13 protein-coding genes and 1 tRNA gene are annotated in these 15,316 nt (G+C 57.2%); 5 read left to right on the top strand and 9 right to left on the bottom strand.

Features of this window, described 5'->3' with window-relative positions:
* Window positions 1-40 precede the first annotated feature (40 nt).
* The 5 genes from Z946_RS0102195 to Z946_RS0102215 all read right to left on the bottom strand — a co-directional run bounded on the left by Z946_RS0102195 (window position 41) and on the right by Z946_RS0102215 (window position 5,238).
* Window positions 41-1,189, bottom strand: coding sequence for a cytochrome P450 (locus Z946_RS0102195; RefSeq protein ID WP_025054112.1), 1,149 nt, complete (start codon window positions 1,187-1,189; stop codon window positions 41-43).
* A 43-nt stretch (window positions 1,190-1,232) separates the two neighbouring features.
* The gene (locus tag Z946_RS0102200; RefSeq protein ID WP_025054113.1) at window positions 1,233-2,420 is read right to left on the bottom strand and encodes a vWA domain-containing protein; all 1,188 of its coding nucleotides are present in this window, start codon (window positions 2,418-2,420) and stop codon (window positions 1,233-1,235) included.
* 9 nt (window positions 2,421-2,429) lie between these two features.
* Complete coding sequence (locus tag Z946_RS0102205) at window positions 2,430-2,603, bottom strand: hypothetical protein (RefSeq protein WP_025054114.1); 174 nt, start codon at window positions 2,601-2,603, stop codon at window positions 2,430-2,432.
* Window positions 2,604-2,623: 20 nt separating this feature from the next.
* A complete protein-coding gene (locus Z946_RS0102210; protein ID WP_025054115.1) occupies window positions 2,624-3,994 on the bottom strand; it encodes a DUF2927 domain-containing protein in 1,371 nt (456 codons plus the stop codon).
* A 401-nt stretch (window positions 3,995-4,395) separates the two neighbouring features.
* On the bottom strand, window positions 4,396-5,238 hold the full coding sequence (locus Z946_RS0102215; RefSeq protein WP_025054116.1) for an AAA family ATPase: 843 nt from the start codon (window positions 5,236-5,238) through the stop codon (window positions 4,396-4,398).
* Between the two features lie 176 nt (window positions 5,239-5,414).
* On the opposite strand from Z946_RS0102215, the gene dksA reads away from it, so the two are divergent.
* Window positions 5,415-5,837 (top strand): RNA polymerase-binding protein DksA, encoded by a 423-nt coding sequence (gene dksA / locus Z946_RS0102220; protein WP_025054117.1) that lies wholly within the window; start codon window positions 5,415-5,417, stop codon window positions 5,835-5,837.
* A gap of 82 nt (window positions 5,838-5,919) precedes the next feature.
* Complete coding sequence (locus Z946_RS0102225) at window positions 5,920-7,098, top strand: FAD-dependent monooxygenase (protein ID WP_025054118.1); 1,179 nt, start codon at window positions 5,920-5,922, stop codon at window positions 7,096-7,098.
* Here Z946_RS0102225 and Z946_RS0102230 read toward each other — a convergent pair.
* Entirely contained in the window at window positions 7,095-8,150 is a 1,056-nt protein-coding gene (locus tag Z946_RS0102230) for an ornithine cyclodeaminase (RefSeq protein WP_025054119.1), read from the bottom strand. The two genes, Z946_RS0102225 and Z946_RS0102230, sit on opposite strands and share 4 nt — an antisense overlap.
* Window position 8,151: 1 nt before the next feature.
* Window positions 8,152-9,072 (bottom strand): arginase, encoded by a 921-nt coding sequence (gene rocF / locus Z946_RS0102235; protein ID WP_025054120.1) that lies wholly within the window; start codon window positions 9,070-9,072, stop codon window positions 8,152-8,154.
* Window positions 9,073-9,186: 114 nt separating this feature from the next.
* On the opposite strand from rocF, the gene Z946_RS0102240 reads away from it, so the two are divergent.
* A complete protein-coding gene (locus Z946_RS0102240; RefSeq protein WP_025054121.1) occupies window positions 9,187-9,612 on the top strand; it encodes an Lrp/AsnC family transcriptional regulator in 426 nt (141 codons plus the stop codon).
* 10 nt (window positions 9,613-9,622) lie between these two features.
* On the opposite strand, the gene Z946_RS0102245 is transcribed toward Z946_RS0102240, so the two are convergent.
* Entirely contained in the window at window positions 9,623-10,087 is a 465-nt protein-coding gene (locus Z946_RS0102245; protein ID WP_025054122.1) for a disulfide bond formation protein B, read from the bottom strand.
* Window positions 10,084-10,662 (bottom strand): YqaA family protein, encoded by a 579-nt coding sequence (locus Z946_RS0102250; RefSeq protein WP_025054123.1) that lies wholly within the window; start codon window positions 10,660-10,662, stop codon window positions 10,084-10,086. The genes Z946_RS0102245 and Z946_RS0102250 overlap by 4 nt, the downstream gene beginning before the upstream one ends.
* A gap of 129 nt (window positions 10,663-10,791) precedes the next feature.
* Here Z946_RS0102250 and Z946_RS0102255 point away from each other — a divergent pair.
* A tRNA-Leu gene (locus tag Z946_RS0102255) sits at window positions 10,792-10,875 on the top strand.
* A gap of 852 nt (window positions 10,876-11,727) precedes the next feature.
* A partial coding sequence (locus tag Z946_RS0102260) for an Ig-like domain-containing protein (RefSeq protein ID WP_025054124.1) occupies window positions 11,728-15,316 on the top strand: 3,589 nt, incomplete at its 3' end.

Below are 15,316 nucleotides of genomic sequence, written 5' to 3' on the forward strand. Positions count from 1 at the left end.
TCGGTAGCAAGCATCCGCGGTCTCTATTCTGCCTGCGACGCTACCACGCCACAGGGACCGACAGCGGTCCGCGAAACGCCCAGCCCGCAAAAGGTGCATCGCCTGTCAGATGAAGATCGGGCAGGGCGTTGAACAGCAGGGGCAAAGCAACCTGTGTAATCAAGGCGCGGGACGCTGCCGCACCGGCGCAAAAGTGCGGCCCCGCGCCGAAAGGGATAGCCCGGCTGGTGTCGCGGGAGATGTCGAACTGATCTGCTGCCTCGAAATGCGCCTCGTCCCGCCCAGCGGATGAAAACATGAAAAATACACGGTCGCCTGCCTTAAACGTGACGTCTCCCACGGTATCTGAGGTTGCGACGATACGCGGCGACATGCCGATCGGGCTGATCCAGCGCACATACTCGCCAAAGGCATCCTGCCAACTGTATCTGCCTGCACGGATCGCAGCGAGCTGGGCAGGGTGGTTCAGAAGCGCCCATACAACACCTGCAATCGCGTCGCGCGGTTCGTTCTGGCCACCGGAGATCACGAGCTTGATGTTCGCCCGAACGCTGTCCATCGGCAGACCGGCGTCAAGCTGAACCGCAAGGGCGCTCTTGGCAGGGGCGCAGTCAAGCATCCGGTCGATATGCGTGTCTATCAGTGCCGTTGCGGCGTGACACCGAGCTTCGGTAGGTCCATCACCTGCGTAATTGGCGCATCCGTCGATCATGTGTTGGCTGACACGGTCCATATCCGCGCGTTCCATCCCCTCAAGTCCAGTAATCGCGATAAGAGCTGCTGCCGACACTGGCATCGCATAATCGGTGACCAGATCGCATTGGCCTTTTGGCTTCAATTTCTCGATGATTTCGCGTGCCGCCGCCTCGAACATCGGCTGCCAGTGTTCGGCGACAGTGCGCGGGCTGAGCGCAGGGAAAAGCGCCCGACGTTCGGACATATGCGCGGCACCATCCTTGCGCATCATGTTTTCGCCCATCAACTGGGTCATGAGCCCATCCGGCTGGCGGGACGAGAAGACTTCTATTCTCTTTTCCTCACGGTGAATGTCGTCACGATGCGTCAGCAGTGTGGCGTTCAACTCTGGTACAAAGGTGATCGGGGCTTCGCGCCGCATCTGCGCAAGCGCCGGATAGGGATCGGAGTTGAAGGCAACAGGGTCGATGTGGCTGACAGGCGCGTTTGACATGATGCCAGCCTAGAATGATTGCATCCGCGCCGTCACCTGTTTCTTAGCGGGTCAGTTCCTTGATCCCGCGTGTCAGCCCTTCAAGCGTCATAGGGACCATTGCCTCTGGTCCGAAAATCTCGCGGATCATGGAAATCGACTGGGTATAGGGCCAATACTTTTCTGGCACCGGGTTGATCCAAAGGCTGCTGGTCCATTGCTCGCGTGCACGTGTCAACCAGACCGATCCTGCCTCGGGATTCCAGTGTTCATTCGCACCGCCCGGATAAGCGACCTCGTAGGGCGACATGGAAGCGTCGCCTACAAAAATGCATTTGTAATCAGGCCCGTAAGTGCGCAGAATTTCATGGGTCGACATCTGTTCGTCCCAGCGGCGGCGGTTGTCTTTCCACACGCCCTCATAAAGGCAATTGTGGAAATAGAAGTGCTCCATATGTTTGAATTCGGATTTGGCCGCCGAAAACAGTTCTTCCACTACCTTCACATGCGGATCCATTGATCCGCCAACGTCGAGGAACAAGAGAACCTTGACCGCATTGCGCCGCTCCGGTCGTGTTTTCACATCCAGATAACCGTGCTCGGCTGTGGCGCGGATGGTGCCGCCCAGATCCAGCTCTTCCTGGGCACCGTCACGCGCCCAGCGGCGCAGACGTTTCAAAGCAACCTTGATGTTGCGCGTCCCCAGTTCAACTGTGTCGTCTAAGTTCTTGAATTCACGCTTATCCCAGACTTTCGCAGCACGCTGGTGACGGGACTCTTTTTGACCGATCCGCACGCCTTCAGGGTTGTATCCATAGGCCCCGAAAGGCGATGTACCAGCGGTGCCGATCCACTTGTTGCCGCCCTGATGGCGTTTTTCCTGTTCCTTGAGGCGCTCGCGCAGCGTCTCCATCAGCTTGTCAAACCCACCCAGCGCTTCGATCTCAGCTTTCTCTTCAGGCGAAAGGTGCTTTTCAGCCATCTTCTCAAGCCAGTCACCGGGTATTTCCACGACTTCCAGCACATCGTCAAAACTGATGTTCTCAAGCCCCTTGAACGCTGCGGCAAAAGCCTGATCGAACTTGTCGATGTTGCGTTCGTCTTTCACCATCGCCACGCGCGCAAGGTAATAGAACGCCTCGACGTCATAGGTTGCGATGCCGGCGGCCATCCCGTCCAGAAAGGCGAGAAACTCGCGCATGGAGACGGGTACCTTGTGGGCGCGAAGTTGGTCGAAGAAGGGAAGGAACATCTGCTCAGATCACGCGGCTGACAGCCAGCGGTCCAACAGGACCGTCAGAACAAGTCCCAAAAGCGCAAAGGCAATGGCGTAGCTTGCAGCGTATTGTGCCATATCCATCCGGTTGCCGCCACGTTTGCGTGCAGTAAGCCCGCCGATCACTGCACCGATGATGCCCAGAACCGTGTAGATCATATGCCGCTTTCGCTCCGCTTTTATCCTTTTAGCGGGTTGAGCGATGCAATCTCGCGCAGCTTGGCTCGCACTGCCCAATCCGGACCAAAGCCGTACCGCGCCCAGCCGATGCTGTCCAGTCTGACGCTACGCGCTTCGGCGTGGCGGTTTTCCAGTTCAAGTGCCTCTGAGCGCAGCAAAAGAAGGGTCGAAAGCAATGCTGCGTTCTCGCTTTGGCGTGCGGTAGGGATATGCGGGGCAATCAGCCGCAGGGCGGTCGCACCGTCGCCGCGTGTGATCGCATAGGCCGATAATTGGGTGGCCACATAGGCGCGGTGCAGGGATGTGCCGGGAGTGTTAGTATAGTATTTTTCGGCAGTCTGGTAATGCTTGTGAGCTGTGATCGGATCGGTGGTCTGCAACACGCGGCCCATTGCGTAATGGGCAAAGGCGCGGCGGTGGTCTTCCCAGCCCATCGCGGTGGCGATGCGGATGGCTTCGTTCGCCGCAGCGTTGCGACCGGAGAATGAGACCGACCGACCAAGGGCTGTCTGGATCGCCTTGCTCCAGGCGCGGGGTGTCCGTGTAGCAAATCGTGCGGCCTTGCGCGCACCGCCGGGATTGGTGCGTGCCAGAATACCGGGCAGGGCGGCCGCCACTTCGCCGCGCGTCATGCCTGAGCGCAACGCGGGGTCATAATAGGTCCGCAAGATAAGCATGTCGAAACCGGTGAGAACCGTGTGAACATTGTCGTCGTTAAAGACACTGTCAGGCAAACGGTAAAGGTCGTTGAGCGGCCCAAGCGCCTGCGCCAGTTCTTCATGAAGACAGTCGCGGGTTTCTTGCGGACTGGAATCATTTGGCAGCGCAATCATCAAACGGTCGCGCTTTTTCAAAAGGCTCCAGTCTGTTTGCGCCTTACGACGTGCCTTGCGATATTCATCGATCGACGAGACGTTGGGCGCAACAAAGCACGCGGCCTGTGGCAGTACCTTACGGATTTCCGAACGTGTTACGGCCTGAATGGTGATGTCGGCAGTGCCCGCGGTGGTCAGGCTGATGTCGATACCTGCTTCGCTGCGCAGGCGTGCAATAAGATGTTTGAGGTCCGGCCCAAGTGTCGCAGTGGGCTTGCCTGTTACCCGCACAGTGATCGGCTTTTCAAAGCGCGTCAGAACCGGCAGGCGGCGACCGCTTTCCATCTGGAAGGCAAGTTCAATGAAATCGAGGGCCAGATCGTTGTTGGAGCGGATCGTTGCCTTGGGTGCGCTCGTGGCAAAGCTTTTCATTGGGGGCAGTTGGGCGTCAGTATAGCTTGCCGCGAAATTGGCGCGGGTGGCAACACCGTGCTGGGAGGCAGGAACGCAGGCGTTCAACAGCAAAACGAGCGGAAGGACACTGCGCGCTTTCATGGGCACATCCGAACTGGCAATGCCGCACAGAGGAGGGGATCAGCAGAGAACTGCACTGGTTCATTCCACCCCGTGAACGCGCATTCAGCGCGCACGCATGGTGCGATAATCATCTTCATAACTGCCTGCCTGCCCTTTTTGAGCTTTGGATTTCCGGTCTTATCGCCGTCCATCCGGACCTTACTAGGGATCAATTAAGGCAAATTTGGGGCAAATAAGGCAAATTAAGGCAGTGCAGTTTCAATTCTAACGGGAATTTCTTCGGTGCCCGCGAAAATGCCATAATTTGAGGGATTTAGCAGATTTTTCCGTGCCTAAAGCCATTCGGATAAGTTGCAAAGCGCCCACAAACAGAAGCGTTCTGCATTTTTGCAGTCACGTAGGGGTTGATTGTGCGGCTCTTATCGCTGTTGGCCGCGCGCCATGAAAGCGAGCCGCTCAAACAAGTGGACGTCCTGCTCGTTTTTCAACAGCGCACCATGCAGCTTGGGCAGGGCAGAGGCCCCGTCCTTCTTCAGATCCGCCGCATCCATGTCTTCGGCCAGCAGCAGCTTGAGCCAGTCGAGAACCTCGGAGGTGGAGGGCTTTTTCTTCAGGCCTTGCTGCTCACGGATCTCGTAGAACTGGGTCAATGCTGTCGTCAGCAAGGCTTCCTTGATCCCGGGGTGGTGGACTTCGACGATTTTCTTCAAAGTCTCCATTTCCGGGAAGCGGATGTAGTGAAAGAAACAACGGCGCAGGAACGCATCCGGCAGCTCTTTTTCGTTGTTCGATGTGATGATGACGATAGGGCGGTTCTCGGCTTTGATCGTCTCGCCTGTCTCGTAAACAAAGAATTCCATCTTATCGAGCTCTTGCAGCAGGTCGTTGGGAAATTCGATGTCGGCCTTGTCGATCTCGTCAATCAGCAGAACAACCTTTTCACCCGCTTCGAAAGCTTCCCAAAGCTTGCCCTTGCGGATGTAGTTGGCAACGTCATGCACACGCTCTTCACCCAGCTGGCTGTCGCGCAGGCGGCTTACCGCATCGTATTCATAAAGGCCCTGTTGCGCGCGTGTGGTTGATTTGATGTTCCATTCGATCATCCGCAAACCCAGCGCGTTTGATACCTGTTTCGCAAGTTCGGTCTTACCCGTTCCCGGCTCGCCTTTAACCAACAACGGACGCTCCAGCGTCACGGCTGCATTGACGGCAATTGTCAGGTCATCAGTTGCAACATAATCTGCGGTGCCTTGGAATTTCATTGCTTTTCAACCTTCTGTCGCCTGCGCCCGCAGTTGGGCCTTTCAGACCTTTAACCAAAAATCAAAGGGATTGTGTAGTGACAATTCGAGGATGCTAAGGTAGACGCGGCGTCACAGGAGCTGACTGGGGAGAGAGGTCTCGAATGCCAGGGCTAAAAACCGTTGAGGGACAAAAGATGAAACAGGAAGTTTTTCTGTCTGACGACTATTCACCTGCGGAAGACGAACCATTCATGAACGACAAGCAGACGGAATATTTCCGTCGCAAGTTGTTGAACTGGAAAGCGGAACTGATCGAAGGTAGCCGCGACACCATCGAAGAGCTGCAAAACGGCACGCGCAATATTCCTGATGTGAACGACCGCGCTTCCGAAGAAACCGACCGCGCGCTTGAGCTGCGCACACGGGATCGGGCCCGCAAATTGGTGGGCAAGATCGACGCGGCTTTGCGGCGGATCGAAGAAGGTGAATTCGGCTATTGCTCGGTCACGGGTGATCCAATTTCGCTCAAGCGTCTGGATGCACGTCCTATCGCGACTATGAGCCTTGAAGCTCAGGAAAAACACGAGCGCCGCGAGAAAGTACATCGCGACGATTGATCGACCACTCCGTATGGAAACGGGTCGGATGAGAGGCTAGACGCCGGGGCTTGGCTCCGGCGTTTGCTTGTGGAGGACCGTGATGACGATCTCGAATGCCATTGTTGTGGGCGGCGGAATTGGCGGGCTGGCGGCTGCGGCGGCTTTGGCCCAACGCGGGGTCGCCGTGACCGTTCTGGAACAAGCCCCAGCATTGGGCGAAGTGGGGGCCGGCCTGCAGGTCAGCCCGAACGGTTTGGCCGTCTTGCGCAACCTTGGTGTAGTCCCGGCCTTGCGCAGCAAGCAAGCCGTCGCTGCACAAGCAGTTGTTCTGCGTGACTACGCCGCGGGCGCCACTGTCGCGGTTCTGGACCTGAAGCGGCACCGGCCTGATCAATCCTATCTTTTTGTCCATCGGGCAGACCTTGTGGACGCGCTGGCAGGTGCTGCCAAGCGCGCAAACGTGACTTTCGAAATGGGCGCACAGGTCGCAAGCGTGAGGCCCGGACCTACGCCACAGGTGCAGCTTGCAGATGGCAGCACCCGCCGCGCCGAGCTGATCGTTGCGGCGGATGGTATCCACTCGGTGGCGCGCGCCGTGCTGAACGGACCGGACAAGGCGGCGTTCTCGGGGCAGGTGGCGTGGCGGGCCGTTATTGAAAACTCCATGCAGCATCCGGCCCAAGCCCATGTACATATGGGACCGGGCCGCCATCTGGTCAGCTATCCTTTGCGTGGTGGCAGTCTGGTCAATCTGGTCGCTGTTGAAGAACGGGATGACTGGGCGCAGGAGGGCTGGAACCTTGCCGATGATCCTGCACATCTGAAAGCAGCATTTTCCGGTTTTGGCGGGCCGGCGGCGCGGATGATTGCGGCGGTAGAGGATGTGACCCTGTGGGGCCTGCACCTACACCCTGTTGCCACCCGCTGGCACGATCAAGGTATCGCGCTGCTGGGGGATGCTGCCCACCCGACGCTGCCATTTCTTGCGCAAGGCGCGAACCTCGCGCTTGAAGATGCATGGGTTCTGGCCGACGCGGTCACGCGAAACGGAGCGGGCGGGCTGGAAGGATATCAAAGCAGCCGTCTGGCCCGCGTCCCGCGTGTGATCCGCGCCGCGCAGGGCAACGCAAAACGCTATCATCTGCGGCCCGGACCTGTCCGCAGCGCGGCCCATCTGGGCCTGCGCCTTGCCAGTCGTTTGGCACCGGGTCGTATGATCGGTGCCTTTGACTGGCTTTACGGTCATGACGTGACCGACAAAGTACACCGGAAGCCCTAGGCTGGCGTTGCTCGTTCCAGCATGCCGAACAGATCACGCGGATCATCAGGATCAGCCAACAGGTCCAATGCATGAAAGAATGCGGTATCCGCAATCTGGTCTCGGACAAAACGCAGGGCAGAGAAGTCTTCAATGGCAAAGCCGACACTGTCGAACAACGTAATTTGCGCCTGCGATGTGCGGCCCTGAGCCGCGCCCGTCAAAACTTCCCAGAATTCTGTGACGCTATGATCCGTTGGAAGCTGCTGGATTTCCCCTTCGATGCGGGTTTGCTCGGGGTACTCTACGAAAATGTCGGAGCGGTGAAGGATGGCTGGGGCCAGTTCGGTCTTGCCAGGGCAGTCGCCCCCAATTGCGTTGATGTGCACACCGGCACCGACCATGTTGTCGGTGAGGATGGTGGCATATTGTTTGTCTGCCGTACAGGTCGTGATGATCTGCGCGCCCTCAATGGCTTCTTCGGCTGTGGTGCAACTGACCACGCGCAGCCCTTGACCCGCAAGGTTCGCAGCACATTTCGCAGTCGCGGCTGCATCGATATCATAAAGACGGACTTCCTCGATCCCGACGATGGTCTTCATCCCGAGGGTCTGGAATTCGGACTGTGTGCCGTTGCCGATCATCGCCATTACTTTGGACCCTTTCGGGGCAAGGACGCGCGCCACAAGCGCGGAGGTTGCGGCCGTACGCAAAGCGGTCAGCAAGGTCATTTCGCTCAGCAAGACGGGATAGCCGGACGCCACATCGGCCAGCAGACCGAAAGCGGTGACTGTCTGCAAACCGTCCGCGGTGTTGGACGGATGCCCGTTGACATATTTGAAACCATAAACGTCACCGTCCGACGTCGGCATCAACTCGATCACGCCTGTGTCCGAATGGCTCGCCACGCGCGGGGTCTTGTCAAATAGAGGCCAGCGTTTGAAATCTGCCTCGATATAGTCGGCAATACCGCGCAACATCGGTTCCAGCCCGATATGGTGCACCAGCTTCATCATGTGATCAACAGAGACAAAAGGCACCAAAGCCTTGTGAGATGGTTGAGGTGTGGTCATGTCAGTAAGCCCTTGTTGGTCGATCAAAGATATGGCGGCCCATTGCCGACGCGGCGAGGTCCACCATGAGCGATGCTGTGCGCCCGCGTTCGTCCAGAAACGGGTTCAGTTCTACCAGATCAAGCGATGTCATCAGGCCGCTGTCGTGCAGCATCTCCATCACCAGATGGGCTTCACGCACGGTGGCACCGCCGGGCACGGTGGTGCCGACAGCAGGTGCAACAGCCGGGTCAAGGAAATCCACGTCGAGCGAGACATGCAGCATGCCATCTTCGGCCGCCACACGCTCAAGGAATTCAGAAAGCGGTTGCGCAATGCCCGTTTCGTCAATCTGGCGCATATCCACGTAGGTCACATTTGTGCCTTGCAATGCTTCGCGCTCTGCGCGGTCGACAGACCGCAGACCGATGATGGCAAGGTTATCGTGTGGCAACGGTGTGCCGATGGTGGGAAATCCGTCAAATCCGGGACGTCCGGTCACATATCCCAGAGGCGTGCCATGCAGGTTGCCACTGTCGGTGCTATCTGGCGTGTGAAAGTCGGTATGTGCATCCAGCCACAGCACAAAAAGCGGACGCTCTACCTTTTGGGCGTGACGCATTGCGCCCAGAACCGTGCCGAGTGAAAGCGCGTGATCGCCACCCATGAAAATCGGCATGCCGTCCCGCAGCGCTGTCTCGGCCGCATCCGCAAGGCTCGTTGTCCAACCGATTGTCTCTTCCAACGCAACGAGCTTGGGGTGCTCTTTTGGCGTGAAAGGGGCAGGGGATACATTCCCCTGATCGGTGACCGAGTGTCCCAAATCGCGCAGCGCTTCTGGAAGGCCCGCCGTGCGGAACGCGTCAGGACCCATCAGGCATCCTTTGCGCTTCTTGCCGCAATCCATCGGGGCACCCACTAGTATACAGTGACGCTCTGGCATCCCTTCATCCTCCGGTCTTGATGTGTTGAGAAAGGGCATAGCGTTGCAGGCTGACCATCGACAATCTGCTATTTTGGCCGTATCGGTTTATAATTGATCATAACGGAACCCATGATGGACGATTTGGATATGCGCATCGTAGCGGCTTTGCGCCACGATGCCCGGATGCCACTGTCGGAACTGGCAGCAACGCTGAAAACCTCGCGGACGACGGTACGGGCACGTTTGCAACGGCTTCAAAACAGCGGAGAGATTGCGGGCTTCAGCGTGCTGACCCGCGCGGACGTAATGCGCGATCCTGTGCGGGGGCTGATGATGATCGGGATCGAAGGGCGCGGTGCCGACCGGATCACCCGACAGCTGAGCGGCTATCCGGAGGTGCGCGCGGTCCATTCGACCAACGGCCGGTGGGACATCATTGTTGAGATCGGTGCAGAGACGCTGGAACGGTTCGATGATGTGCTGACACGCATCAGGCGTTTGGACGGGATCACATCAAGCGAGACGAACCTGTTGTTGAAAACAAGCAAAGCCCGCTAGTCAGACGCCTTTAGTCGCGCAGCGCTGCCATGATCCAGATTACCGTAAGACCGAAGGCGATCACGGCATTCCAACCGGCCATCGACAGACCAAAAAGTTGCCAGACGATTTCGTCACACATCACAACGCCAGTGGGCGTATCCAGTGCCAGCAGATCACCGCCGGTCATGCTGCCGAGATCGGTTCCGCCACCACTGCAAGACGTCGGACCGGGCCACCAGCCCCATTCGACACCTGCGTGATAGACGCCGATGACACCGGTTGTCGCCGTAGCGGCAGCACCTAGAAGGGCCAGCCCACGATAAGAGACGCGCAAAGCCACCACCCCGATGAGGATCGCAGCGGCATGTGGCCAGCGTTGCCAAAGGCACAGCTTGCAGGGTGGCAAACCGCCCAGATGCTGGAAACCGAAGGCACCCAGCAAAAGCGCAGCGGAGCCAATCGTCGCCAATGCAATCAGCACGTTGCGGCTCATAGCAGTTTGACCACGTAGAAGCCGGCCAGCAGCAGAACGACGAAAAGGATGAACATCAGCCCCAGTCGCTTTTCGATGAAATCGCGGATAGGCGCGCCAAATTTCCACAGCAGGGCAGCCACTAAGAAGAAGCGAAGCCCGCGCGCAATGACTGACGTGACAAGGAATGTGCCGAGTGGCATCGCTGTCCAACCGGACATGATTGTGATCACCTTATAAGGGAAAGGCGTCACGCCTGCGGCAAGTACCGCCCAGAAACCTACGCCATTAAACCGCTCTGCAAAGGCTTCCATTGCGTGTTCTTTGCCCAAAGCGGACAGGATCGGCACCCCGATGGCGTCATATGCAAAGGCTCCGATGGCATAACCCGCCAGACCGCCTAGAACCGAAGCCACCAAAGCGACACCGGCAATGACGAAGGCACGGTTGGGGCGGGCAATGATCATCGGGATCATGATAATGTCGGGCGGGATCGGGAAAAAAGAGCTTTCGGCAAAGGACACGATCGCCAACGCCCAGAGCGCATGCGGATGCTGGGCAAGACTGAGGGTCCAATTGTATAAACGCTGGAGCATGGTGGACTGCTTTCTGGTTCTCCAAGAGGGCAACACCACGTCACCTGCGCGGGGTCAAGAGCAGGGGCATAAAATACGACAAATACTCTTGCCGACAGTCGCAGGGCAGGCTAGAGGTGCGCCGCATGTGCCCAAGTGGCGGAATGGTAGACGCAGGAGATTCAAAATCTCCCGCCGCGAGGCGTGCCGGTTCGAGTCCGGCCTTGGGTACCACTGGTTTCTCTGGAACCAGCGCACATAACTAAATTCTGCTTCAGACAGTGTGGATCAAGCAGAGCTTTTACCTTCAAACTATTTTTGATTCGAAATAAATGTGGCGCTTATTGGCGTGTCTACGCATCAGTAAAGTCCATTTTTGACTATTGGTTCCAAACCATGAACAGCCCGGCTACACCTATGCCTAGAACCTTTTGGTCACTTTAGCGTTTTCATTGTGCTGGCGCATTTTCCGCCCCGAACCCGTCATAGTTGAATTGCCGAAATCCAAATTCTTAACCCGATGGTCAATAATCCTATTTTAAAGGGGAATGGGCGATTATTTGTATATCCGACCCAAAAGACCACAACGTGATAGCGTGTAAAACTCTCAAAAGTTCGCGTCATTTCCGCCTTTATCCAGCCACAATTACGGACACATTCCCGACATTTTCCCCTTTGTTCCCCCTCTGTGCGCAGCTATCTATGGTCTTGCCCAACTGGGGGGCACTGTCTGTAGGTCGGGGGGCGACCACACAATTCGCGCATTCGTAAGGATGCGGGAGAGGTGTGTACGCCGCGTTCGTCGCGACCGTATACGTTAGGTGATTATGATGCTTGCGTCATTTCACCTGCTGCTTGTCAGTGCTCTCCTCAAGTTGATGTTTTTGTGTGTGTCGCTCTGCCTGCAACAGGCCTGTGGGGCGAGAGTGAGGAGTAGATGATGATGAGTGAGCAATTTTTGCCACATTTGAGAGCTAGCAGAGCCTTCGGGCCCGATTCATCTGCTCGTCCACACACCGAATTTGCACCAACTACCAGAACGGCCGCGTTGCGCGCCGCGCGCAGCACAGCTCAGGAGAACTTCCAATGATCCGTACAATAGACTTTAACGCATTCGTTGCGGGAACCGTAATCGATGATGAGTATGTCGTTTCAGACGGGGTAACGGTTTCTGCTGTTGCACGTGGCGATGGTGCGGATCAGGCAATGATCTTTGACAGCAACAACCCGACCGGTGATGACACTGATCTCGCGTCCGATACGCTAGACGGTCTGCTGATCATTTCCGAAGACGGTGACAGCAGTGACCCCGACGACAACGACGCGGGCGGCAGCATCTTTTTCGATTTCGAAGACCTCGTGCGCATCAAATCACTGACATTCAAAGATATCGAAGAAACATCCGGCGAAGGCACGCGGATGATTTTCTACAATGCGGACGGTGAAGTCATTGAGAACCAGTTTGTCGCCCCGACGGGTGATGGTGGTGAAACAACTGTCCAGTTGTTCGTTCCAGGCACGGCGCGTATGGAAGTGCGCTTTGAAGGCTCGGGCGCAATCGACAACCTCGTCTTTGACGATGGCAAAGGTGCAGACGAAGCCCCGACTGCTGTAGACGATTCCGCGATCACGGATGAAGACACCTCCGTCATCATCGATCTGCGCGGCAATGACAACGATCCTAACAACACGTTGGAAGAACTCACAATCGGTGAGTTCGTAAGCCCGAACGGCACGGTTGAGGACAATGGCGACGGCACCGTCACCTTTACGCCTGATCAGGACTTCAATGGCGAGGCGGTCTTTACCTACACGCTGCGCGATCCGAACGGCAACACAGACGTCGGCGAAGTCACTGTTCAGGTAAACCCGATCAACGACGCGCCAGACGCTGTCGCGGATGCAGACACAACAGACTTCAACACTGCAATCACGGTCGATCTGCTGGCGAATGACACAGACCCCGACATTGCGACCAACGGTGACGTCCTGACTGTCGTGGCGGTTTCCGTCCCCGAAGCACAGGGCACAGTCGTCAACAACGGCGACGGCACCGCGACATTCACACCTGCGGACGGCTATACGGGCGTTGCAACCATTGCCTACACTATCGAAGACGAAGCCGGTCTGCGCGATAGCGACGAGCACTTTGTGACTGTTGAAGTAGACGACAACCAGCCACCTGTCACCGGCGACGACACGCTGACCACAGACGAAGACACCCCTTCAGAGCCGTTGAACGTTTTGGCGAACGACAGCGATCCCGATGGCGACACGCTGACACTTGTATCGGCAGAGAGCCCTGACGGAGAGGTTTCGATCGATCCGGATGGAGAGATAGTGTTCACGCCTACGGAAGACTTCAACGGCGAGACCACGATCACCTATACTGTGACAGACCCGTCCGGTGCCGAAAGCACAGGCACGGTTAATGTCACTGTGAACCCGATCAACGATGCACCCGATGCGGTTGATGACAGCGATACAACAGAGTTTGAAACAGCTGTCACAGTTGACCTGCTGGCAAACGATACAGATGTTGATATTGCGACCAATGGCGATGTCATCACTGTAATCGAAGCGACTGTTCCTGCCGAGCAGGGCATCCTGGTCGATAATGGCGACGGCACCGTGACTTTCACACCTGCCGACGGTTTCTCGGGTGATGCAACAATCAGCTATACCATTGAAGATGCTGCTGGTTTGCAGGATTCCGCACTTCACACAGTGACAGTGGGCGAAAGCACCGATGTCTCTCCTGTAGCGGTCGACGATGTCGCAGAGACCCAGGAAGACACCGCCGTTGTGATCGACCTGCTCGGTAATGACACAGACCCAGACACGCCTGCCGAAGATCTGACGATCTCTGCTTTGTCTGTTCCGGCAGACCAAGGTGAAGTCGTTGATAACGGCGACGGTACCGTGACGTTCACCCCCGCACCGGATTTTAATGGTGAAGTAACGATCAGCTACACTGTGTCCGACCCCGAAGGAAATACCGATGACGGTGAGGCAGTCGTCACTGTTACACCGGTTGCGGATGCTCCGGTCACAGAACCGGACGCGCTGACCACCGACGAAGACACGCCGTCAGAGCCATTGAATGTGCTGGCCAACGACAGCGATCCCGATGGTGACGAGCTGACGCTGATCTCGGCCACAAGCCCAGATGGCGAAGTGTCCTTCGACCCGAATGGCGAGATCGTCTTCACGCCGAACGAGAATTTCAACGGCACAACAACAATCGAATACTTCGTCACAGATCCTTCCGGTCTGGAATCTCCTGGCATCGTGAATGTCACAGTGAACCCTGTGAATGACGCGCCTGATGCGGTTGATGACACCGACGTGACGGACGAAGACACTAGCGTTGAGATCAATCTGCTGGCGAACGACACTGATGTTGAAAGCGACCCGCTGACCGTTACAACAGCGTCCGTTCCCGCAGAAGAAGGCACGCTTGAGCCTGTTACCGATGGCAGCGATGGCCTCTATATCTTCACGCCTGCTCCCGACTTTAACGGCGATGCGACCGTCAGTTACTCGATTTCCGATGGCAACGGCGGCGAAGATTCCGCAGTTCACGTGATCACTGTTGGCGAAGAGAATGACGCGCCAGTTGCGAACCCCGACACCTTGACCACGGATGAGGACACACCGTCCGAGCCGCTGAACGTGTTGGCCAACGACAGCGATCCCGATGGTGATCCGCTGACATTGACATCAGCCACCAGCCCGGACGGCGAAGTCTCCTTCGACCCAGATGGTGAGATCGTCTTTACGCCTGACGAGAACTTCAATGGCGAAACGACAATTACCTATATCGTTACCGATCCATCCGGCACCGAAAGCACAGGAACAGTCACCGTCACAGTGAACCCTGTGAATGACGCACCTGATGCGGTCGATGACACCGACGTGACGGACGAAGATACCAGCGTTGAGATCAACCTGCTGGCGAACGACACCGATGTTGAAGGCGACCCGCTGACCGTTACAACAGCGTCCGTTCCCGCAGAGGAAGGCACGCTTGAGCCTGTTACTGATGGCAGCGATGGCCTCTATACCTTCACGCCAGCGCCTGACTTTAACGGCGACGCGACCGTCAGTTACACGATTTCCGATGGCAACGGCGGCGAAGATTCCGCAGTTCACGTGATCACGGTTGGTGAAGAGAACGACGCGCCGGTTGCGAACCCCGATACCTTGACCACGGATGAGGACACACCGTCCGAGCCGCTGAACGTGCTGGCCAACGACACAGATCCCGATGGCGATCCGCTTGAGCTGATCGAGGCGACGAGCCCTGATGGCACGGTGGCGTTCACGCCGGAAGGCGAGGTGATCTTCACGCCGGATCCGGACTTCAACGGTGAGACAACGATCACCTACACCGTGACCGATCCCTCGGGCGAGGAGACGGAAGGCACGGTCACCGTGACCGTGACCCCCGTCAACGACGCACCCGATGCGGTTGATGATGTGGACGTCACACCGGAAGACACACCGATCACGGTTGATCTGCTGGCCAACGACACGGATGTGGACGGCGACGATCTGACGGTTGTCGAAGCCACCGTTCCCGAAGAGCAGGGCACCCTGGTCGACAACGGCGACGGCACCGTGACCTTCACCCCGGCCGAAGACTTCACCGGCGAAGCAACCATCAGCTACA

The organism is Sulfitobacter noctilucicola (genome assembly GCF_000622385.1).
Classification (GTDB): domain Bacteria; phylum Pseudomonadota; class Alphaproteobacteria; order Rhodobacterales; family Rhodobacteraceae; genus Sulfitobacter; species Sulfitobacter noctilucicola.